This window comes from Paraburkholderia fungorum (assembly GCF_046027605.1).
GTDB lineage: Bacteria > Pseudomonadota > Gammaproteobacteria > Burkholderiales > Burkholderiaceae > Paraburkholderia > Paraburkholderia fungorum_F.
Map to the genome: position 1 here is coordinate 1 of NZ_JAQQEF010000034.1, position 20554 is coordinate 20554.

Annotated in this window: 23 protein-coding genes and 3 pseudogenes; 15 read left to right on the forward strand and 11 right to left on the reverse strand. The window is 60.7% G+C overall.

Translation table 11 applies throughout. The features are described from left to right. Nucleotides 1-164 precede the first annotated feature (164 nt). Both PQR53_RS34285 and PQR53_RS34290 read right to left on the reverse strand, forming a co-directional pair. Nucleotides 165-407 (reverse strand): annotated as a pseudogene (locus tag PQR53_RS34285) (Hsp20/alpha crystallin family protein); the annotation flags it as partial. Between the two features lie 213 nt (nt 408-620). Continuing rightward, nucleotides 621-1007 (reverse strand): hypothetical protein, encoded by a 387-nt coding sequence (locus tag PQR53_RS34290; protein ID WP_408464320.1) that lies wholly within the window; start codon nt 1005-1007, stop codon nt 621-623. Nucleotides 1008-1265: 258 nt separating this feature from the next. Between PQR53_RS34290 and PQR53_RS34295 the strand changes: the two genes are divergently transcribed. The 5 genes from PQR53_RS34295 (at nt 1266) to PQR53_RS34315 (ending at nt 3854) form a co-directional block, all read left to right on the forward strand. Then, nucleotides 1266-1706, forward strand: a complete 441-nt coding sequence (locus tag PQR53_RS34295) for an Hsp20/alpha crystallin family protein (RefSeq protein WP_408464322.1) — start codon at nt 1266-1268, stop codon at nt 1704-1706. A gap of 15 nt (nt 1707-1721) precedes the next feature. Next, nucleotides 1722-2135: an Hsp20/alpha crystallin family protein gene (locus PQR53_RS34300; RefSeq protein ID WP_408464324.1), complete on the forward strand. Its 414-nt coding sequence runs from the start codon at nt 1722-1724 to the stop codon at nt 2133-2135. Between the two features lie 201 nt (nt 2136-2336). Continuing rightward, the gene (locus PQR53_RS34305) at nt 2337-2495 is read left to right on the forward strand and encodes a hypothetical protein (RefSeq protein WP_408464326.1); all 159 of its coding nucleotides are present in this window, start codon (nt 2337-2339) and stop codon (nt 2493-2495) included. A 72-nt stretch (nt 2496-2567) separates the two neighbouring features. Further along, nucleotides 2568-3134 (forward strand): Hsp20/alpha crystallin family protein, encoded by a 567-nt coding sequence (locus tag PQR53_RS34310; RefSeq protein WP_408464328.1) that lies wholly within the window; start codon nt 2568-2570, stop codon nt 3132-3134. Nucleotides 3135-3395: 261 nt separating this feature from the next. Beyond that, a complete protein-coding gene (locus tag PQR53_RS34315) occupies nt 3396-3854 on the forward strand; it encodes a phosphate-starvation-inducible PsiE family protein (RefSeq protein ID WP_408464443.1) in 459 nt (152 codons plus the stop codon). Between the two features lie 399 nt (nt 3855-4253). Here the strand turns inward: PQR53_RS34315 and PQR53_RS34320 are convergent, their stop codons facing one another. The 7 genes and pseudogenes from PQR53_RS34320 to PQR53_RS34350 all read right to left on the reverse strand — a co-directional run bounded on the left by PQR53_RS34320 (nt 4254) and on the right by PQR53_RS34350 (nt 9906). Then, complete coding sequence (locus PQR53_RS34320; protein ID WP_408464330.1) at nt 4254-5240, reverse strand: hypothetical protein; 987 nt, start codon at nt 5238-5240, stop codon at nt 4254-4256. A gap of 534 nt (nt 5241-5774) precedes the next feature. Then, nucleotides 5775-5957 (reverse strand): hypothetical protein, encoded by a 183-nt coding sequence (locus PQR53_RS34325; RefSeq protein ID WP_408464332.1) that lies wholly within the window; start codon nt 5955-5957, stop codon nt 5775-5777. A gap of 549 nt (nt 5958-6506) precedes the next feature. Continuing rightward, a complete protein-coding gene (locus tag PQR53_RS34330) occupies nt 6507-6689 on the reverse strand; it encodes an NAD(P)-binding protein (protein WP_408464334.1) in 183 nt (60 codons plus the stop codon). Between the two features lie 84 nt (nt 6690-6773). Next, entirely contained in the window at nt 6774-7205 is a 432-nt protein-coding gene (locus PQR53_RS34335) for an alpha/beta fold hydrolase (RefSeq protein WP_408464336.1), read from the reverse strand. 8 nt (nt 7206-7213) lie between these two features. Beyond that, nucleotides 7214-7903: an alpha/beta fold hydrolase gene (locus PQR53_RS34340; protein WP_408464338.1), complete on the reverse strand. Its 690-nt coding sequence runs from the start codon at nt 7901-7903 to the stop codon at nt 7214-7216. A gap of 309 nt (nt 7904-8212) precedes the next feature. Beyond that, a complete protein-coding gene (locus tag PQR53_RS34345; RefSeq protein ID WP_408464340.1) occupies nt 8213-8884 on the reverse strand; it encodes an HAD family hydrolase in 672 nt (223 codons plus the stop codon). Nucleotides 8885-9022: 138 nt separating this feature from the next. Beyond that, nucleotides 9023-9906: pseudogene (locus PQR53_RS34350) on the reverse strand (manganese catalase family protein). Between the two features lie 564 nt (nt 9907-10470). Here PQR53_RS34350 and PQR53_RS34355 point away from each other — a divergent pair. The 3 genes and pseudogenes from PQR53_RS34355 to PQR53_RS34365 all read left to right on the forward strand — a co-directional run bounded on the left by PQR53_RS34355 (nt 10471) and on the right by PQR53_RS34365 (nt 12382). Next, entirely contained in the window at nt 10471-10998 is a 528-nt protein-coding gene (locus PQR53_RS34355) for a DUF4142 domain-containing protein (protein WP_408464445.1), read from the forward strand. 27 nt (nt 10999-11025) lie between these two features. Then, a pseudogene (locus PQR53_RS34360) lies at nt 11026-11278 on the forward strand (GlsB/YeaQ/YmgE family stress response membrane protein); the annotation flags it as partial. A 606-nt stretch (nt 11279-11884) separates the two neighbouring features. Further along, the gene (locus PQR53_RS34365) at nt 11885-12382 is read left to right on the forward strand and encodes a YciE/YciF ferroxidase family protein (RefSeq protein WP_408464342.1); all 498 of its coding nucleotides are present in this window, start codon (nt 11885-11887) and stop codon (nt 12380-12382) included. A gap of 75 nt (nt 12383-12457) precedes the next feature. On the opposite strand, the gene PQR53_RS34370 is transcribed toward PQR53_RS34365, so the two are convergent. Both PQR53_RS34370 and PQR53_RS34375 read right to left on the reverse strand, forming a co-directional pair. After that, the gene (locus PQR53_RS34370; protein WP_408464344.1) at nt 12458-12865 is read right to left on the reverse strand and encodes an Hsp20/alpha crystallin family protein; all 408 of its coding nucleotides are present in this window, start codon (nt 12863-12865) and stop codon (nt 12458-12460) included. Between the two features lie 25 nt (nt 12866-12890). Next, nucleotides 12891-13331, reverse strand: a complete 441-nt coding sequence (locus tag PQR53_RS34375) for an Hsp20/alpha crystallin family protein (RefSeq protein ID WP_408434078.1) — start codon at nt 13329-13331, stop codon at nt 12891-12893. 251 nt (nt 13332-13582) lie between these two features. Between PQR53_RS34375 and PQR53_RS34380 the strand changes: the two genes are divergently transcribed. The 7 genes from PQR53_RS34380 to PQR53_RS34410 all read left to right on the forward strand — a co-directional run bounded on the left by PQR53_RS34380 (nt 13583) and on the right by PQR53_RS34410 (nt 20551). Continuing rightward, on the forward strand, nt 13583-14005 hold the full coding sequence (locus PQR53_RS34380) for a hypothetical protein (protein WP_408464447.1): 423 nt from the start codon (nt 13583-13585) through the stop codon (nt 14003-14005). A gap of 347 nt (nt 14006-14352) precedes the next feature. After that, nucleotides 14353-15384 (forward strand): cytochrome c oxidase subunit II, encoded by a 1032-nt coding sequence (coxB, locus tag PQR53_RS34385; protein ID WP_408464346.1) that lies wholly within the window; start codon nt 14353-14355, stop codon nt 15382-15384. After that, nucleotides 15381-17330: a cytochrome c oxidase subunit I gene (ctaD, locus tag PQR53_RS34390; protein ID WP_408464348.1), complete on the forward strand. Its 1950-nt coding sequence runs from the start codon at nt 15381-15383 to the stop codon at nt 17328-17330. The genes coxB and ctaD overlap by 4 nt, the downstream gene beginning before the upstream one ends. After that, the gene (locus PQR53_RS34395) at nt 17327-17977 is read left to right on the forward strand and encodes a cytochrome c oxidase subunit 3 (protein ID WP_408464350.1); all 651 of its coding nucleotides are present in this window, start codon (nt 17327-17329) and stop codon (nt 17975-17977) included. Before ctaD ends, PQR53_RS34395 begins: the two co-directional genes overlap by 4 nt. 11 nt (nt 17978-17988) lie before the next feature. Then, on the forward strand, nt 17989-18321 hold the full coding sequence (locus tag PQR53_RS34400) for a hypothetical protein (protein ID WP_408464352.1): 333 nt from the start codon (nt 17989-17991) through the stop codon (nt 18319-18321). Beyond that, complete coding sequence (locus PQR53_RS34405) at nt 18294-19262, forward strand: cytochrome c oxidase assembly protein (RefSeq protein ID WP_408464354.1); 969 nt, start codon at nt 18294-18296, stop codon at nt 19260-19262. Before PQR53_RS34400 ends, PQR53_RS34405 begins: the two co-directional genes overlap by 28 nt. Beyond that, nucleotides 19259-20551, forward strand: a complete 1293-nt coding sequence (locus PQR53_RS34410) for a c-type cytochrome (RefSeq protein WP_408464356.1) — start codon at nt 19259-19261, stop codon at nt 20549-20551. Before PQR53_RS34405 ends, PQR53_RS34410 begins: the two co-directional genes overlap by 4 nt. Nucleotides 20552-20554 lie beyond the last annotated feature (3 nt).

Here is a 20554-nt window from a genome sequence, read left to right on the forward strand (position 1 = left end):
GAAAATAGATAGAACACACATGAATCGCGAATCCGCACTGAATCGCGATAACCCAAAGCAGTATTGAATTGAACGACAAGCTATTTCCGTCGGAAATGGGATTGCCGCGGTATCACTGGATTTTTCCGGCTATTACATGGCAGGCTTCAGCACAATTCCGGCGTGCGCTCGCCGCTGATCGTCAAAAAAGCCCTGTCGCGCAGGACGTCGAGTCTTGGCCGGATTGATCCGCGGAGCGAAGGCGACGATCTTGATCGACTCGCCGGCTGTGCCGATGTTGACCTGCAAAAGAGGCCCGATGTGGTCGGACCGATTGCTGGACGGGAAGCCCCGAACAAGTTCGTGGTCTGCGATTGCAGCCGGTCGAACTCGTCGAAGAGGTCGCTCCCGAAGTAGAGGTCACTCATGGTCGTATCCTCCTTCAAGACGCTGAAAAGAGGCGAACGGGCGTACGCGCTCCAGTTCGCCTGCCAAGCCTCGGGCAAACAAATCGAAACACGCAGCGCGCTAGCGCGACTGCCTGAGCGAGATCCAGAATAGGAACGCCTCCGCGAAATTTCAAGGGGGTGCGCCGGATGGTCGCAGGAGTGCGAAGGCCGTCGGGACGCCGCGAGTTTCGCTCACTGAATCGGCGGCACCGAGCCGAGTTTTTGTGCGAGCAGGCGTTCATAGACGCCAAAATTCAGCTCGACCTCGGCCTGCGCAACCGTGTTCACCGTCAGCGTCAGCTGCTCGGGCAGCAAGCCGAGCACAGTAGCCAGCGCCACCTCTAACTGTGCGGCGCAAAGGCGGTCTTCCGCCACGGTGGTGCCGACGACGACGTCATACGCCTTGTCCTGATCCCGAAACACGACTTCCACGAGCCGCGCACGCGCGCTCATGTTGTTTTCAATCGCGAGACGCGCCACGTCGGCGACCGTGCGCAACGCCTCCGTCGGAAAACCTCTTGTCGAGCGAAGCCTCACCCCGTGTTTGCCCAGTGTCAGCCATTCCACGTCGAAATCCATACTCGCCTCCTTATGAAAAAACGCAATGCGTGCCGAGAATACGGGCAGCAAAGCGGATTTCAAGGGCCGCGCGACGTCCCCCTGCGGCCATCCAACGCACCCCTTGAAATTTCGCGCGGGCGTTCCTATTCTGGGTTCCGTTCAGGCAGTCGCGTTATCGCGCTGCGTGTTTCGATTTGTTTGTCAGAGGCCTGGCAGGCGAACTGGAGCGCGTACGCCCGTTCGCCTTCCTTTTGTGGATGAAAGGAGGATACGACCATGAGTGATCTCTACTTCGGGAAAGACCTCTTCGGCGAATTCGACCGCTTTCAGCGGCGGATCGACGAACTCTTCCGGGGCTTCCCATCCAGCATCCGCTCCGTGAGGCGCGGTGCGTTCCCGCAAGTCAACCTCGGCGTCACCGACGACACCATCGAGATCGTCGCTTTCGCGCCCGGCATGAAGCCGGACGAACTCGATGTTTCGATCGACAAGGGCCTGTTGACGATCAGCGGCGAGCGCAAGTCAGCAACGCCCGACGGCGACAGCGACCGGAAGGTCTACGCCGGGGAGCGCTTCGCCGGCACCTTCAGGCGGGTCATCGAACTACCGCAGAACGCTAACCCTGACAAGGTGCAGGCGCGTTATGTGGACGGCTGTCTGTGCGTGACGGTGAGCAAGCACGAGTCGTCGAAGCCCCGGTCGATTACGGTCCAATGATTTGAGGAGAGAGCCATGAGCGATACCACTCAAGTTATCGAACGCGAACAGCCAACCAGCGTGACGCCGAGCACGCAGGCGAAGTCCGCGGAACGCAGGTCAACCATCGTGCCGGCCGTCGATGTCTTCGAGGACCAAACGGGCATCACGGTTGTCGCCGATCTACCCGGTGTTTCGAAGGACCGGCTCGATGTGAAGGTGCAGGACGGCAACCTCGTGATCGAGGCCGAGGCCCGCGTGCCGACACCCGATGGCTTGCGGCTGCAGCATGCCGAAATGCCGGCGCCCAGCTACTTCCGGGCCTTCACGCTGAGTCCGGACTTCGACCCGGCAAAGATCGAAGCGAACCTGCAGGACGGCGTGCTGAAGCTGCGCATTCCGCGCAGTGAAAAGGCTCAGCCTCGTCGCATCGAGGTCAGGGTCGAGTAACCCGGAGCACACCATTACGACAATGAGGAAACCTGGTGGCGCGCCGCTGGGCGCCACCACTGCATTTCTGGGAGTTTGCAATGGAAAGCGTCACAAGAGTCCTGGAAAGGGCATCAAATCAACATCCATACCGTGCCGGTTCGATACATTCAGACGCCGGTATCCGCCCCTGACGGCTATGTGGCGATCGTGCAGATCTGCATGAACGGCGACGTGCTGGCCGACTGGCACCTTTCGCGTTACGGCGAACGGTGGCGCAGTCAACAGGAAGCTGAGCGCGAAGCGATGCAATACGCCGTTCAACTGATCAACCGCGGTCTGTTGGATGAACCGGTGCAAGCGTTGGGTTTGGCCGCGTAGCAGGCTGGAGCGATGTCGGATCTTTCCACGCGCACTTCACGCCAATCATCATGCAATTTGTAGGAGGGTGAAATGAACACTGATCTGAGTAAATGGAACCCGTTCAAATTCCTGCGCAAAGCGCAAACCGAAAAAGGCGGCGAACAATCGTCGTCCAGCGCGCCAACGTCGAAGCAGTGGCTGGCCGAGTGGCCCGACGTGTCCCGGCTCTTTTCGTCGGACCCGTGGCGGGTGATCGGCGAAATGCTGCACGATCCGTTCGCGGGCGCCGGTGGCCTTGACCGATGGTTCGGCGATTTCAGTTCATCGCGGTTCCAGCCGCGCATCGATGTCGTCGACGACGGCGACGCGCTGCGCATCACCGCTGAGCTGCCGGGCATGGATCGTGAGGATTTGCAGACGTCCATCGAAGAGGGCGTCCTGGTCCTGCGTGGCGAGAAGAAGCAGGACACGAGGAGCGAGGAAAATGGCTGCTACCGGCTGGAGCGGTCGTATGGCTCGTTCACTCGAACGATTCCACTGCCCGATGGGGTCGATGTCGACAAGGTGGATGCGAAATTCGACAAGGGCGTCCTGACGCTTCGTTTGCCAAAAACGGCCTCCGCGCGCTCCGCGGTCAGGACGATCGAGATCAAATGAGTTCTTTGACGCGTAGGGTCGAACGATAGTGTGCCCCGGGCGGGGTGGCAATCATTCGCCACGCCACCCGGCGGCACTGCGGGACCGACGCCGCTAACGGCGCGCATACGACATGCTCAAAAGAGGTTCGCAAACACGCTCCAACGAGCAAGGAAACCTTGACCCACACAGGTATAGCTGGAAACAACCAGCCTACGACAGCAACCATGAACAACCTGGAAGCTCACCATGAATGAGAACAGGAATGTGGCCAGCAAAGTGATGAACGCACTGCGGTTGGAGCCGCGCGTCCTTGGCTTTTACGAGCGCTTCGAACAGGCGGTCGTGCATATTCTGAGCGGCGTCATTTCCGTAATCATCGCCATATCACTGTGGCAACTCATCCGCGCGGTAGTCGTATTGCTCGTGTGGGAAGCGCTGAACCCGCTGGATCATGCTGTTTTCCAGACGGTCTTCGGCATGATCATGACGTTGTTGATCGCGATGGAATTCAAGCACTCCATCATCCGCGTGATGCTTCGACGCGACCATATCGTGCAGGTGAAAACGGTCGTGCTGATTGCTTTGCTCGCGATCGCGCGCAAATTCATCATTCTTGATCCGAACACCGATCCGTACCGAATTGGCGCGCTGGCCGCCGCACTCCTGGCACTGGGCGGGGTCTATTGGCTCATGCGTCAGCGCGATGATCCGGTGGAAGCGGAAAGCTCCCCGGAATGACATTGATCGCCGCCGCTCTCGCGGCGGAGGCGCCTGCCACGCTCGATCGCAAAGGGTGAGCAGATTCCCATCACCCTCTCGCGCGCCTCATCCTTATTCAAGAGCCGTTCGAGCCGACCGCGTTTCGGTGAGCTACAGCCCGCTCCGGGTTGGGAGCGATCACGCCGCCCTTCCGGAGGCGGACACCCACGGCGCAGCGTTGATCGACCCTTTCCCGCGATCCGTGACCGTCCGGAGAGGCCGTGAACGTTTCGGCGTCCGCGGGCTCACGGATGACCGTTGGACCTCGCGAACTGCCGTTGAATTCAGGCGGCGTCGGGGGGCTGCAGTGGGTCGACCTGCGCCGTTCGCCGAGTCTCCTGCGCTGACGTCAGGATGAGCGATTCTCTCTGCGAACGATCAGACAGCGCGTGTGCTGGCTTGCAGTAGCCCTATCAGGCGACGGAACTCGTCGTCATTTCTGTCGCTTTTCCAGCGGTTGACGAAGCGGCAAACCACCTGCAGATTACCTGCTTCGTAATGGCCGTCGCTATCGATCCGGTCCAGTGAACAGATCATCTCTGGATCATCCGCTGCATCTGGGTACTGCAATGGTAGTCCAGTGATTGCGCATGCTTCTTCCTGAGCGAGGATCAGTTCCTTGACGTAGTCCGCAAAGACGGAATCGTTCGCAAATTTCACCTCTTTATTTTTTATCGTGCGCGTCACTTCCTGGCCATTCGAATTAGCACTCGTATGCGTGGCCATGTACACCATCGTCAGGGCTGCACGACCGACCACGTCCTCTACTGAGGGCAATCCTTTCCGGGAATTCTCGACCGCCTTTGTCCAGTTAGATTGTGAATGCCAAGGGGACAAATCGTCGCCATTGATGAGGGCAAGTGCGTAGGCCACGTTCTCTGGCCTGAGGCGTACCGTAGTTCCCCGGTTCCACAGGAAATCCTGCGCGACAGGATATATCGCGCTCCATAGCAGACGCCCACCTTTTTTGTTCGTGTTTGACCAAGGCTCGACTGGCTTACGCATCACATAGATCATCGTTCCCTCCTGGCCAGGAGCGCGCGACTTCTCCGGGGTTGTCGAAGACGGATCCGGTTTCGAGATCGTCCACCACAATTCGTCTTTTTTGCGGTGCAGCCAGATGTCACCATCAGAGTGGCTGAAGATATCGGGCAGGTTGTACCAACGACCGGCCGCATTTTTTTTAAGAGCTTTGCCCGTCACCGATTTCTTGTTCGTGATGGCTAGCGCCACGTATCCGTCCCGATCCTCATTTACCCGAAGAGGCCACAGATCCGCATCCTCAATCATTGCTATCGCAGCCCCGTCCCGACACTCCGGCCAGAGATAATTTTTCGGACCAAAATTGGCAAGCCGGATGTCCATCGGGGAGCGCCCTCATCGTAAGCGACTTGCGTCGCGCATTCGCAAGTATAGATAGAACGCGCAGTTGAAAGCGCTCTGTGCGGGTTAAGAAGGGCGGGCAGTGTCCAATCGTCGATGCTGACAAGGGAAGCTTGCCGCCGATTTAAATCAAGTGGGCGGCTTACGTTTGATCGAGTTCATGCTCAGGCAATCACGTTGACGTCGGCAAGGTCGACCACCAGTCAGCGATGATATCGCTGGCGAGTGACCGATGTACCCCGGAACTCGCCTCCCGGGCTACGATCTGCTGACCACGCCGAGTTGGGTCGACTTCGGCCCTTCGCTGTCGCCGGCAACTGCTGTCGGAGAATCTTCCTTACCTGACTGCCCAACGGTTTTCGCTGTTTTCCTTTGCCGAGCAACTCACCCGACTCCCTTCGGGTTGCGCGTGTGTTTCTCGTTGTCCGCTGGCTAGTCGCTGTGTTATTCGCCGTGATCCGCGCGACGGCGCGATCAGATTTGTGACAGCAAGAACTCGCATCACACGTGTCCCTTCTACGAGTCGCAGCCCTTTGATCGGAACAGGAGCGCTTTCGCTTCTTCAAGTACAGCGTCGAGGCGCTCATGATGCGCTTTGGCGGTGGGACTTCGAATGATCGCAGACTGCCTCAGTTCTCCCGATTGCATCAACGCTTCGGCTACTTTCAGCCTCGACAACGCAAGCTCGAAATCAGTCACGGCGACCTCCGTTCACAAGCGCAAGCACGCTCAACAAAGGGTAGTTCGTTTTCGCCCTTTGGCAAGACGCCAGGCTCGACGAATGAAGGCAATGCTTTTCCTGCCCGTGCTCAGTCGACCTTTACGACCTCGAGTTCGTAGTCTGCCATCCAGTCGGAACCGGCGCCACCGTCGCTGGTAACGACGCCGTTATCGAGTTGGTCCTGCATCTGTTCCTCAAACTCATCAAGCGAGCGATAGCGCGCACTTCGCCGGTCCTAACATCGCGATACGCTTGCCTTCAGTCTCGTAACCGTCGCATATCGGACAGAGGCAAAACAGGCCGGAGCGGGTCAGCTCATCGGCGTCGGGCACCGACGGTAGTCCGTCACGTATGCCCGCGGCGAGCAAAACACGTCTGGCGTGCACCGAGCGCGCGGTTTGTGCGTCGCCGCCTCGCATTGGAAGATAGTCAATCCGGAAACCATCGCTGACAGCCTTGATGGCCTCCACCCGGGCACGTTCGGGCGCTACGTCGTACGGCGTGAGCTGCTCGCCCAGGTTCGCCAGCTAGGCCTCACCGTTGATGCCCGATGGAAAGCCCGGCACGTTGCGCGCAACAGGAATAAGCCGCGCGCGACTTTCGCCGGCGTCGAAGACCCTCGTCGTTCGGCGATAGCGCGTAAGATAGAGTGCCGCGGTCAAGCCGGCCGGCCCTCCGCCTACGATTACACAGTCGATCGAACCATCCATCGGAAAGCTTCCATCTCGAGCACAATGGGTAACACAACCCTCTTCCACCAACGCTCGCTGCAGACAGCGAGCGTCGACTGCGGGTCACGTCGTTGCTGGCGAGCCCTCTATCATTTCAGTTTGGAATGACGTGTCGCTGATGGTGGCATCGGTAGCATGGAACTCCGTATTCTGGCGACCAGTCATCAGATCGATTGCCTCCACGATTTCACCGGCTAGCGCGTAATGCACCATATGTCCCGCCTCCGGCGTCATGACGAGCGTGCTATGGGATACCGCTTGGTGCAGCCGGGCCGAATTCGATTCGGCGTCGACAACCTTGTCCTTCGCGCCGGCAAAAATACTGACCGGCATCCTCAGGTCAGAATAGTGAGCACTCAACTGCGCCGCGGCCGGAATCATGAACGCGGCGTCCTCGGCCTCGGCCCTGATCTGCACGGGACGAAGCAGCATTTCACGAGGAATCACGTCGAAGAAGTCGGCTGGCATCGGTGCCGGAGCGAACATCACTTCCACGCTGCGCTTCAGCAGCAGGCGAGCGGCCAGCGGCCAGCGGCCAGCGGCGAAACGGTATAACGCAGGACATCGCCGAGCACGGGAAGCGCCGCCGGTGCAGCGAGCGCGACGTCAGCGCGCACGGTCGGATAGTAGTAACCGGAGACCAGCACAAGCCCGCGCACGTCAGCAGCGGCGCCGACCGCCATGCCAAGTGCGACCAGCGTGCCCCATGAATGTCCGAGCACGACGGGTTGCTCTATGCCCAGCAGCGTGAGCGCCTGTTGAATGAGCGTGGCCTGCGCTTGCGTGGTCCAGAGCCGGTCGCGTGGTCGCCCGCTGTAACCGAAACCTGGCCGATCGAACGCGATCACCCGGTGCCGCTCAGCTAAACGATCGATCAGGCCACTGCCGACGAAGTCCTGAAGTAGCACCGCGTTGCCATGCAAAAGCACGACGGCAGGGCCTTCACCCTTGTCAACATAATGAAGCGGTACTCCGTCGACCTCGACGACGCTCCCGATCGGTGGATTATCGCGCTCGGCATTACCTGCCCGATAGCGAACCCACACCGCACCGGCGGCCGCAACGGCTGCCGCTGCTGCGAGTGCTCCGGCAGGTTTCCGGGAACCGACGATTTTATTGAACCGGCGACCCGTGACTTCTCCTGTAGTCGCCACGGGGCGGACGACGATCTCCTCGTAGAGAAGATCGGCCACCCTGCCGCGGCGCGTAGGTACTCGATGAATGGCTCGCGCTGATTCGCGCCGGCCAATATAGGATTACCAACTTTCTCTAACCGCGCAACGTTCATGCCGCGACTGCGCCTTGGTAGCGCTGACGTTGGCAGTTACCGGTCGCTGGCTTGCTGTCAACTATTGCGCGCGGCATACAACTGGTACGCGTCAGATTTTCAATCTGATGCTAACCTCCACGCAAGAACGGCAAACGGCTGCCTTCCAACAGATCTGCAGGTGAGCATCGACCGTATATTTCCGATGGCGCGGATAGGACTCGTGGCGGGACTGTTATGACGCTGCCCCAGCTCCGAGCGGCGACGCATCGAAGCAGGCAAGCAACGCCCCGGGGCCGGGATAAACGGCCACGCAGCCGCCAGCTCGGAGACTGACTTCCGTAAAGCCACCACACAGCAAGCCAATGGTTCGCATCCCGGTTTTCTCGGCCGCTTGCGCGTCGTATGGGGTATCGCCTATAGCCACAGCATCGGTCGCGGCGATCCCCAATTTTTTGAGCACCGCCTCGAAGATGTGCGGTGCGGGCTTCGACTTCGCCGCATCGGTCGACGACGTGGATTCGTCAACCAGCTGCGAAATTCCTGCGATATCCAGGTAGATCTCAAGTTCTTCCTTTTTAGCGGACGACGCTACTGCTACCTTGAGGCCGCCGTCATGAACGCGACGTAGCAAATCCGGCACCGCCGAAAACGGGCGAACCATCGGCAGGTACTTTATTTTGAATCGCTCGCCGCGCCATTCTTCCAACGCGTCGCCATAGTCCTCGCGCTGGGCGGAAGAAAGAAAGACCGGCAGAAGCTGGTCGCCACCTTTGCCGATCTGGCTCCGCGCCTGCTCGAACGTGACTTCATGCCCGAACCGGGCGAACGCCTCTTGCCAGGCGCTCGCATGCAGATCGACAGAATCGACCAGCGTTCCGTCGATGAAGACCGCAGCCTTGGTCATGGCGAATTACTCCAGGTGAGAGCTACGTCAGAATGTCGATGTTGCCGATAGCTTGCCGAGATACCGGGTCCTCATCAGGCTGGGCTTGTCATTGCCGACGAAAGGCCATCGGCGGCTCCAATTGAAGCTCTGGCAACCTTACTTCGTGACTGCCGCATCCTGCCCGGCGCCAAGGTCAGCGCCGGTGACCGGATCTGTGTCGATTGCAGAGGCCGTACGCGATGCCATTGCGCTCAGCACCTCGACATCTTTCTTCGAGACCTTGACGGTCGCGAGCCCGTCACCGCCGTCGACCGCAGGCTGGGGCTGCTCGACGAAGTCCCAACCAGGCCCTTCGTTCCATGGACCGCGCGGCGCGTCGTCGCCGTCGGACATGTTGTAATAAACGTTTGTAAATTCAGGAACGCCTGGCAATTTCCCTTGCGGAAAATTCGGCTGGATCGAGTGAAGGGCCTTTCAAAAGATTTTTGATGCGCAATTTCGCGGGTCATCAGAAAGCCGAGCGCTTCCTTGATACCGGGGTCATCGGTCACGTTGATCAACCGCTCGTATACGATCTTCGCGCGGGCTTCCGCGGCGATGTTCGATCTCAGGTCAGCCGTCGGCTCACCGATAGTGTCGATGTACGCCGCAGTCCAAGGCCCGCCCGCCGAGTTCGTCAGCGCGGGACCCCCGCCATAAAGCAATGCGGTCGTGTGGGAGTCGTTTCCGCCTCCGGTCAGCGAGCGATAGAGCTCCGCTTCCTTTTCGACGCCTTCTGCCAGTTGCCCCTTCGCGCCCTTGTTAAGCATGGCGACAATGGAGCCGATGATCTCCAGGTGACTGAGTTCTTCGGTCGCGATATCGAACAGCATGTCGCGTCGGCCGGGGTCGTCCTCGCTTACCGCCTGGGTGAAATATCTGCACGCGGCGGCCAGCTCGCCCTGCGGCCCGCCAAACTGTTCGAGCAGCAGGTTCGCAAGGCCGGGGTTCGGTGCGGCCACGCGGACGGTGTACTGCAGTCGCTTGTTGTGAACAAACATCGCATCTCTCCAAAAAGTAATGTGGGTTCCGCAGACGCAAGTCCCCGCGTGCGGGTAATACATCCACGGAATGTCTCGTTGGAAATCAAGCTGGGGGCGATGACGAACGCATGCGCGGAATGTCCCGTGCCCCAGTCTCAGAGCGATCGCTCCGGCGGAAAGTGCGCGCAGGAACGCAACGGTAATAGGCCTGCGATCGTGGGCGGCGCATGCGTCGTGCCTGAAGATTGAGGTCCGCGAGTAACCCGACTTCCTTGCTCCTTCGTAAGCACGGTTCGATGCCGGACTGCCTATGAGAGCGAACTGATCCGCCGCGCTGCGTGAAATCTGCCCGTGCCGTTCGTGCGGCATGCGGCTTGCGCGTTGCCAGGCGTCCGCAGCGCAAAGGGACAGTGGGGTTGCGCGCGGCTCGCTCGCGCGAGCCGTCTTTTTTCCATCGCGCAGGCTTGGAAGGTGCTTTGCGTTGGCGTGTCAGACGGCATGCCCCACACGTGACAGTTGAGCCGGCAAACACACTACTTGACCAGGGAAGAAAAAATGAAAAGCAGCGTGAAAAATTTGACAATGATCGGCGCGCTTAGCGCGGGACTCACCTTCGCGTCGGCAGCTGCGACTGCGCAGACGCAGGCCGCCTCGACGACTGCGGCCAACCCCTTGGCACAGGTCGACAAAGACTTCGTACAGGCTGCGTCCATGTCGTCATCGACCGAAATCGATGCGTCGAAACTCGCGACCAGTAACTCCAGTGACAAGGATGTGAAGTCCTTCGCGCATCACATGATGCTCGATCATACGAAGCTGACCGTTCAACTGAAAATGGCAGCACCTCATGGCGTCGCGGTGCCGAAAGACAATTCCGATACCGCGGTGCTCGAGTCTCTCAAGACGCTTAAGGGTGCAGACTTTGACAAAGCCTACATAGCGAAGGTTGGCCTCGAGGGGCATCAGCAGGCTATCGCGGCTTTCGAAAAAGAGGCTTCAGAGGGCCAGAATGCCGATCTGAAAAAGGCAGCGCAGAAAGCCTTGCCAACGATCAAGGAGCGCTACCAGATGGCCCAGCAACTGGCGTCGAAGAAGGGCGTCGCCCAGTAACGGCCGCATGGAAAACCGGAGAAGCACATGGAACCCACATCGCATGGAATTATTTTCTGGCTTGTAATCGGTGGCGTCGCCGGCGCGCTTGCTGGTCGTATCGTCGATGGGGGCGGATTGGCATCGTCGTTGACATCATCGTCAGGTCGTCGGCGCGTTTCTCGGCGATTGGGTGGGCGACGCTCCTGGGCTCCATCTCGGTAGCGGGATAGTCGGCTCGCTGATAACTGCCCTGATCGGGGCGGTGATCCTCCTGTTGATCGTTCGTCTTTTCGGTCGGGGGCGATCCGGGGCGCCGTCTAACCAGGCAGCGGGACCGCCCGCGCCGTTGCGCTCGCAGGAGTGCTGCCTGACGGCGCCCGGCGGTTCTCAGGTTTTCGCAGCGACTTAGCCGTCGTCCGCCGCGCTGCCCTGCTCCTTGTCCGCCCCCTTCCCATCCGCCGCACCATCAGCGCCTCCCCGCATACGCTATTCATCCGCGAGTTCGGCTTCGACAAGAGTTCTCGCTTTCCGTCAGTACTCGTCCTTCCATGCTGCTGTCCTCCTGCCAGAGCTCATATGCTTTGGCCCGGATGCGCTCCTCAAACGTCGCTGTGTTCATGCAGGACTCCTTGGTCGTAGGTCGTTGGTGCCAACTATAGATTTTCGTTCCGTCAATCGCAGTTGGATTCATGGGATGTCTACGCTGCGAAACATTGTTACGGCTGCGGGACCTCGATCCGGTGAACTGCCCCAACAAATGCAGGCTCCGCCGGACTTTAGAGACGTACCCGGGCGCAGGCGACAGGAGACATGCGGGGACGTGGCGGCTTCCGTCGCGCGTCACGCCTTGACCGGGCACACCCGTTGCGAAATCGAGGCTTCCTACACCCTCAGGGAGTCCATCATGGCCCAACGCAAGACAGTCGACGATCTTTTTGTTCATATGCTGTCGGATATCTATAGCGCGGAAAAGCAGCTCACCAGGGCACTGGCGAAGCTGTCGCGCGCAGCGTCCGATCCCAAGCTGAGCGACGCGTTCAAAACGCACCTAGAGGAGACGCACGGGCAGGTCGAGCGCATCGATCAGGTAGTGGACGTCTGCGGCATCCGCCTGAAGCGAATGAAGTGCGTTGCCATGGAAGGACTTATCGAGGAGGGAGCGGAGCTGATCGACGAAATCGAAAAAGGCCCGGTTCTGGACGCGGGGCTCGTAGCCGCAGCCCAGAAGGTCGAACACTACGAGATCGCGGCCTATGGCAGTCTGTGTGCGATCGGCAAGCAGCTTGGATTCACTGAAGGGGTGAAGCTGCTCCAGGCGACCCTTGAGGAGGAAAAGGCAACTGACCTCAAGCTTTCCGAGTTTGCAGAAAAGGCGGGCAATGCGAAGGCGTCGGCAGCCTGATAAGGATGCCGCACTCAGGGCTCACGGCGGGGGCGCAGCATCAAGGTTACTTGCTCGCCCCCGCTTGCCGGGCTCCTAGCCTACGGCGACCTCAATCCGCCGCGGCCGCGCCTCTTCGCGGCGTGGGATCAGCAGCTTCAGTACACCATTCTTGAGATTTGCTTCGATCTTTGAAGTATCAAACTCCGGTCCAAGCGTAAACGAGCGTGCGAAGTCCGGCACACGCACTTCAGCGTGCTGCAGCCGCAGCCCTTCCCGGGTCGGCACGCTGGCGGATGCGTCGATCCGCAGATTGCCGTCCTGCACCCTGATCTCGAGGCTCTCCCGTGCCACGCCCGGCAGATCGGCCCATAGGGTTACGCCGTGTGCGTCCTCGATGACGTCGACGGCCGGATTCAGCGTCAGGCGTTTTTCCGCACGGTCCGGCACTGCAGCGCTTGCCACTTTGGACTCCCGGCGCGTAAGTTGGTTTGTATCGCTCATGATTGGCTCCTCTCCGTGGACTGTGTTACTGGACGGTAATCGCACGAGGTTTCGACGACTCGCGCTTTCCGATGCTGATGCTCAGGCAGCCGTTGAGATAACGGGCCTCCACCCGGTCAGGATCAGCATGCTGGGGAAGCTCGATCACCCGGCGGAATTGCCCGCTGAAACGTTCCCGCGCGTAATGACGCGTGGCTTCGTCGACCTCGCGCGTCGCCGCGGCCCGTTCGCCGGCGATCGTAAGCAGGCCCTTGTCGATGGAGACTTCCAGTTGCTTTGGGTCGATGCCCGGCGCGAAGGCGACGATCTCGATGGTGTCATCGGTCGTCCCGACGTTGATCTGCGGGAAGGCCGACAGGCGGTCGGTCCGGATACTGGAAGGGTGGCCGCTGAACAGCGTCGCCATCTGCTGATGCAGACGATCGAACTGGCTGAACAGGTCGGACGTGAAGTAGAGATCACTCATGGTCGTTTCCTCTGGGAAAAATGCGGCGAGGAGACGGACGGGCCTACGCGCTCCAGTCCGTCTACCCCACTGCGGGCAAACAAATCGAAAGACGCAACGCACGATGCTGAATTCGCGCGGCTGCCTGAGCGAAATGAAAGATAGACGTTGGCGCGCAGATTTCAAGGGTGCAGAAATTTTTTTTTAACCTCTTGAAAATCCGTTCACGCACCTTACTCTCCGCGCAGATCTGTTCCCACTGGAGGACGCTCATCGAATTCGATTCAGACTGGGTCACGCTCGGCAGGCATCGCGTACGTCTGCGCTCGCCGCAAGGTTTTCCGACCGAGGGCATGCGCACGGCGGTCGACGTGATGCGCCTTGCCATCGAAAACAATATGAGCGCCCGGGCCCGCCTGGTGGAGGCGGCGGTGCGCGAAGAGAAAACATACGAGCTCTCGATTGGCACGACGTTCGCGGACGACCAACTGTGCGTCCCCCAACTCGAATCCGCGACCGCAGTCGTGCTTGGATTGCTGCCGCAACAGGTCCGCATCTTTGTGACGGTGGTCACGCAGCAGGAAGTCGATCTGCATTTCGGCGTCTATGAAAGAATGCTGGCGGAAAAGATCGGTGGGCTACCCCCCATCGGGCACGAGCTGCCTGTCCACGCTCGGGAAACACGGGAGACGTAGCCCGGCTGCTAGAACCAAGGAGGAATCGGCGGAAACACTTCAGTGCTGCGCCAGGCTTGCACAACCAGAAAGGTCACTTCCGCTTCCTGGTTGAAAAATTTTCTGACGACAGTCCCGGGACGGTGCATCGTGAGGACGCCAGGATAGGGCAGCGGCGGTGCTTATCTGATCATCCGGACCGAAATCGCGGGACTTGGGGGCCGGTCTCGCCCGACGTGCCGTCCCCGTGCGCAGGTACATAGCTTGCTGCCACGTCGCAGAAGGCTCCCCGAGACGTCTACACCGCCGAGAACATGCATACAGGCCGAGCATACCGGGCACAGCCGGGACGAACACCGAACAAGGCGTTGGTTCGTCGGCTTTGGCAAACCCTTGCCCCGCTGGTGCCCGGCGGCGTTGCCGCGCGCGTATGCGCCGAGCCCACCCAAAACGTGCTCCATCCGGCCGGCGTGCAGGCCGCCCATATCTTTACACTTTGGACGATCACGCTTGCCGTCTGCTCGCTGGTCTTCGCGGCAGTTCTGATTGTCTTGCTGCTCGCCGTCATGCGGGCTCCGCGCGCAAATCATGACGACCGCCCGGACCTGACCTCGCTCGATCGGCCCGAAAACCGGCTGCGTCGCGTCGTGAGCGGTGCGTCGGTGGCGTCGGTGGTCGTGCTATTTGGCCTTCTCCTCACTGACGTTATGACCGACCGCGCCCTGTCGCGCCTGCCGGTCGCCAACGCGGTTCATCTCGAGATGACAGGCCACCAATGGTGGTGGGAAACCCGCTATGCCGACGACACCGCCGGCGGCGGCTTCGCCGTGGCGAACGAGGTCCATGTGCCGGTAGGACGGCCCGTCGTCGTTTCACTCAGGGCGGACGATGTGATCCACACCTTCTGGGTGCCGAACCTGCATGGAAAGAAGGACATGATCCCAGGCCGCGAGTCGACAATCGAATTCCGCGCCGACCGTCCCGGCACGTATCGCGGACAATGCGCGGAATTCTGCGGGCTCGAACATGCGCTGATGGCCTTCTCAGTCGTCGCCGAGTCGCCGGCGCAATATCAGGCGTGGGTCGCGCACCAGCAGATGCCGGCGCCGCAGCCCGCAAATGACCTTCAGGCGCAAGGCGAGCGCATCTTCACCACCGGTGCCTGCGCCGGATGCCATACAGTGCGAGGCACGTCCGCCCACGGCGCGCTCGGCCCAGATCTCACGCACGTCATGAGCCGGCCGATGCTCGCGGCCGGCACGTTCGCGAACAACACTGCCAACCTGGAGGCCTGGATCAAAGCACCGGGAAGCATGAAGCCGGGCACCACGATGCCCGCGAGCCCATTATCGCGACAGGAACTCGAAGCGCTCGTCGCGTGGATCGGAACCCTTCAATGAGCGACCGTCAATCTGCTTCGGACGATACATCACCACATCTGGTGGACGGTCCCGCGGCCGGACCTCGGAGTATGGAAGCGCTCGCGCGCACGTGGAGCGATCCGCCCGGATGGATCGGCCGGCTTTCCGCGGTGAATCACAAGACAGTGGCGCGGCGCTTCATCATTACGACCTTCGTCTTTTTTCTGCTGGGTGGCTTACTCGCGCTAGCGATACGGCTGCAACTTGCACGCCCCGGCAATCGGCTCATCGGACCAGAACTCTACAACCAGATCTTCACAATTCACGGCACGACGATGATGTTCCTGTTCGCCGTGCCGATCATGCAAGCCGTCGCCACATGGCTCGTGCCGCTGATGATCGGCTCGCGCAGCGTCGCATTCCCGCGAATGAACGCGTACGCGTACTGGGTTTTTCTGTTCGGCGGGCTCACGCTATATGTGGCGTTCGTGCTCGGCGCGGGTCCTGACGCTGGCTGGTTCAGCTATGTGCCGCTAGCCGGTCCCGACTATTCAACGGGCAAAGGCGTCGACATCTGGGCGCAGATGATTACCTTCACCGAACTGTCTTCCCTGCTGGAAGCGGTCGTACTCATTACGACGATCTTCAAACTGCGCGCGCCGGGCATGTCGCTCAATCGCATGCCGTTATTCGTATGGGCCACGCTCGTCACGCAGTTCATGGTGTTGTTCGCCATGCCCGCGGTGATGCTCGGCAGCACGGCGCTGATTCTCGACAGACTGGTCGGCACGCACTTTTATAACGCGGCCCGCGGTGGCGACGTGCTGTTATGGCAGCACCTTTTCTGGTTCTTTGGGCACCCCGAGGTGTACCTGATCTTTATTCCGCCGCTCGGATTCCTTTCGTCGATCATTCCGACTTTCGCGCGTCGTCCGATTTTCGGTTATCCGGCGATGGTTCTTGCGCTGATCACGACAGCGTTTTTCGCGTTCGGCCTGTGGGTGCATCACATGTTTGCCACGAGCATTCCAGCGCTCGGCAAAAGCTTCTTTACCGCTGCGAGTCTGATGATCGCCATTCCGTCCGGCGTGCAGATTTTCTGCTGGCTCGCGACACTCTGGACCGGCCGCCTCAATCTGAAGACGCCTCTGTGGTTCGCACTGGGGTTCTTTTTTATTCTGGTGCTCGGCGGCATGACGGGCGTGATGCTGAGTTCCGTCTCGCTCGATCTTCAGGTTCACGACACTTATTTCGTTGTCGCGCATTTGCATTACGTGCTATTGGGGGGCGCCGTCTTTCCGCTGTTCGGCGCGTTCTACTATTGGTTTCCCAAAGTGACCGGCCGTCTGATGAGTGAAGCACTCGGACGTTTGCAGTTCTGGCTGTTCTTTATCGGTTTCAATGTGACGTTCTTTCCCATGCATCTGCTCGGTCTGCACGGCATGCCGCGACGGGTGTGGACCTATCCTCACGGCATGGGCTGGGACAACATGAATCTCACCGCCACGATCGGCGCCTATACGATCGGCGTGAGCGTGCTGATTTTCCTCGTCAATGCAACCCGAAGTTATCGGCATGGCGAACTTGCGGGCGCCGATCCCTGGGGCGCGGGCACACTGGAGTGGAGCACGCCCAGTCCGCCGCCGCCGCATAATTTCGATGCACTACCCGTTGTGCACGGACGCGATCCGCTATGGGAACCCGGTGCACAGCCGGGCTGCGTCAGCGGACTTGCAGCCGACTCGCGCGAGGTACTCTCGACCACCGCGCTCGACGCGCTGCCCGACCTGCGCCTGCTCTTCCCGTCTCCGTCGATCTGGCCGTTTATCAGCGCGGTGACGACCACCGTGTTGTTCATCGGCTCGATCTTCTCGCCGTGGGCGGTGGTTTGGGGCTCGGTGCCGGTCGCTATCGCGATGATCGGCTGGTTCTGGCCGAATCGCGGCGAGAACCGGCGCGCCGTTCAACTGGAGAAACGCCCATGACGGAACTCCGCAAAGTTATGGCCGACAATCCCGTCGTTCACAACGGCGCGACTCCCGCGTTGACGCTGGACGTGCGTCACCTGCCGAGCTTCGGCTTTGGTCATCGCAGCCTGATCTGGTGGAGCACTGTGTGCCTCATGCTGATCGAAGGCACAGTATTCGCCATTGCCGCGATGGCGTATTTCTACCTGCGCAGCCTGACCACGAACTGGCCACTGAATGCCGCGCCGCCGGCGCTCCTGTGGGGCAGCGCAAACACTGCGGTGCTGCTGTTAAGCATGTGGCCGAATCAGCTCGCCAAACGCGCTGCCGACCGCGAAGATCGCGCCCGCTCACGGATCTGGCTCTCGATCTGCCTGTTATTCGCCTTCGTATTTCTCGTGCTGCGCGGCTTCGAATTCGCCGCGCTGAACGTGAGCTGGTACGCGAACGCCTACGGCTCCGTCGTCTGGCTTTTGCTCGGCCTGCACACGACCCACCTCATCACCGACACCGTGGATACCGCCGTACTTGCGGTTCTGTTGTTCACCGGGCCTTTTGAAGGAAAACGGTTTGTCGACGTAAGCGAAAACGCGCTGTACTGGTACTTCGTCGTACTGAGCTGGTTGCCGATCTATGCGGTGATCTATCTCGCCCCGCGCCTGTAATGGAGGTCGCCATGCGAACCTGGCTCGCGCTGCTTGGTGCGCCCTCGGCCGTTCTGAGCGCGCTGAGTGCGGACTATGCACTGGTCACGCCAGCCTGCGCATGGCGCACGCTGCTGCCGCTTGGCAGCGTGACCGGCACCGCCCTGCTGTTTTCGATGCTCGCGACGCTGCTCGCCTGGCAACGCTGGCGCGAAGCCGCCGTGGTCGCGCCGGCGAGCGCGCCCGCCTTGCCGGCACGGCCCGCGATGCTGGCGTGCGCGGCCACCTGGGTCGGCATGATCTCGACCCTTGCACTCCTCGCAATGTGGATACCTCAATGGCTGCTCTCCCCTTGCGTGCAATGAGCCTCGCGGCGACCCGTCCGCTCGCGCTCTCCGCGGCTTTCTCACCCGTTTGCGTGCAGGCACATGTGCTGAGCGCAGCCGGACGAGCCGCCCCCAACATGCTGCGCTGGACTTTCGAGCCCTGGATCGTGGTACTGCTGCTCGTGAGTCTCGGTCTGTATGTGGACGGCTATTGGCGCCTGTGCGCACGCAGCAAACGCGGTCGCGCCATTCGCACTCGTCAACTGGTCGCCTTCGCACTCGGATGGCTCACTCTGGTTGCCGCACTCGATTCGCCGCTCGATACGTTGAGTACTGCCCTTTTCTCCGCGCATATGGTGCAGCATGAATTGATGATGATCGTTGCCGCCCCGCTGCTGGTGCTCGGGCGCCCGCTGGCTGTATGGCTCTGGGCATTTCCGGGCCACACGCGCCATGCAATCGTCGCCGTCCTTCGCTCTCCGCCACTGCGTGGCCTCTGGCGGGTGATATGTGCGCCGCTCGTCGCGTGGCTGCTACATGCAGCCGCGCTATGGGCATGGCACATGCCGCGTCTCTTCGAGGCGGCGTTGGCCTCACCCAGCATTCACACGCTTCAGCACAGCAGCTTCCTTCTGAGTGCGCTGCTGTTCTGGTGGGCTGTTTTCGGCGATGGCGCGCGGCGCGAACAAAGCGGCTACGCGATGTTGCTGCTGTTCACTACCATGGTACACACCGGCGCACTCGGAGCGCTGCTCACGCTCGCGCCAGGGCTCTGGTATCCGGCGTATGTCGAACCGACGTCGGCCCTCGGCTTCGATCCGCTGCAGGATCAGCAACTTGGCGGCCTCGTCATGTGGGTGCCTGGCGGTCTCGCTTATCTGATCGCCGCGATCGCGACCGGCGCTCGCTGGCTGATGCATCGCGCGCCTGTGACGTTCAGTGGAACCGCTCTGGCTCCGCGCGAGGACGGTACGTCATGAGGCGCGTGAAGTTGACCGCGCTGGCTAGTGCGACGGCCCTGTGCACCGCATTTTCGCCGGCGATACTTAGCCAAACGCTAAACACGGCGGACGCTCAACTCGTCGCGCGCGGCGAATACCTCGCGAAAGCCGCCGACTGCGCAGGATGCCATACAGCTGTCGGCGGCCCCGCGTATGCCGGGGGACTCGGGCTCACGTCGCCGTTCGGCACCATCATGAGCAGCAACATTACGCCAGATCGACACTACGGCATTGGCGCATACAGCTTCGACGAGTTCGATCGCTCGATTCGTCTTGGTGTCTCGCCCGGAAATAAACGGCTCTATCCGGCCATGCCGTACACATCGTTTTCGAAAATGTCGACCGATGACATGCGTGCGCTTTACGCGTACTTCATGCACGGCGTGAAGCCGGTGGCGCAGGCCGCGCCGCCGACCAAAGCACCGTTTCCGTTCAATCAACGCTGGGTGCTCTATTTCTGGCAAAGCGCATTCGCTCCGACCAGGCCGTATGAGCCGAAAGCTGGACACGACGCTCAATGGAATCGAGGTGCCTTTCTCGTCCAGGGGCCAGGCCATTGCGGCGCATGCCATACGCCTCGCGGCGCAGGCTTTCAGGAACGTGGCTATGACGAATCTTCTTCCACGTATCTGGGGGGCAGTATCAACGACAACTGGTTCGCGCCCAACCTCACCGGCGATCCGGGCGCAGGACTTGGACGGATCGGCGAACAGGACATCGCCGCGTTTCTGAAGACGGGGCACGGCGCAGGCGTGAGCGCGTTCGGGACGATGGTGGAGCAGGTCGAAGACAGCACACAGTATCTGACCGACAGCGACGCGCTCGCCATAGCGCACTATCTGAAGTCATTGCCGGCACAGAAACCATCGGGACGCTACGATCCTGGCGCGCTGCCGGATCTGGCAACTCGCAATGGCAATCACATCGACTCGCCGCAATCGGTCGGTGCGCGCGTGTACGTGTCGTTCTGCGCGCAGTGTCACGGACCCGGGGGCGCGGGCGTGCCCAACGTGTTTCCGCGGCTTGCGGGTAATCCAGCCGTGATCACCGAGGACACGACATCGCTGATTCGCCTGCTCGTGGAAGGCGGCAGCAGCCCCGCAACCATCGACGGGCCGCCGCGCCAGACTATGCCGGGCTTCGCGCAAACGCTGACGAACGCACAGATAGCCTCGGTGCTTTCGTGGATCCGTGCTTCATGGGGCAACGATGCACAGCCAGTCACCGCAAATGACATCCGGTCGCTGCGAGAAACATTGCACAAATGACAT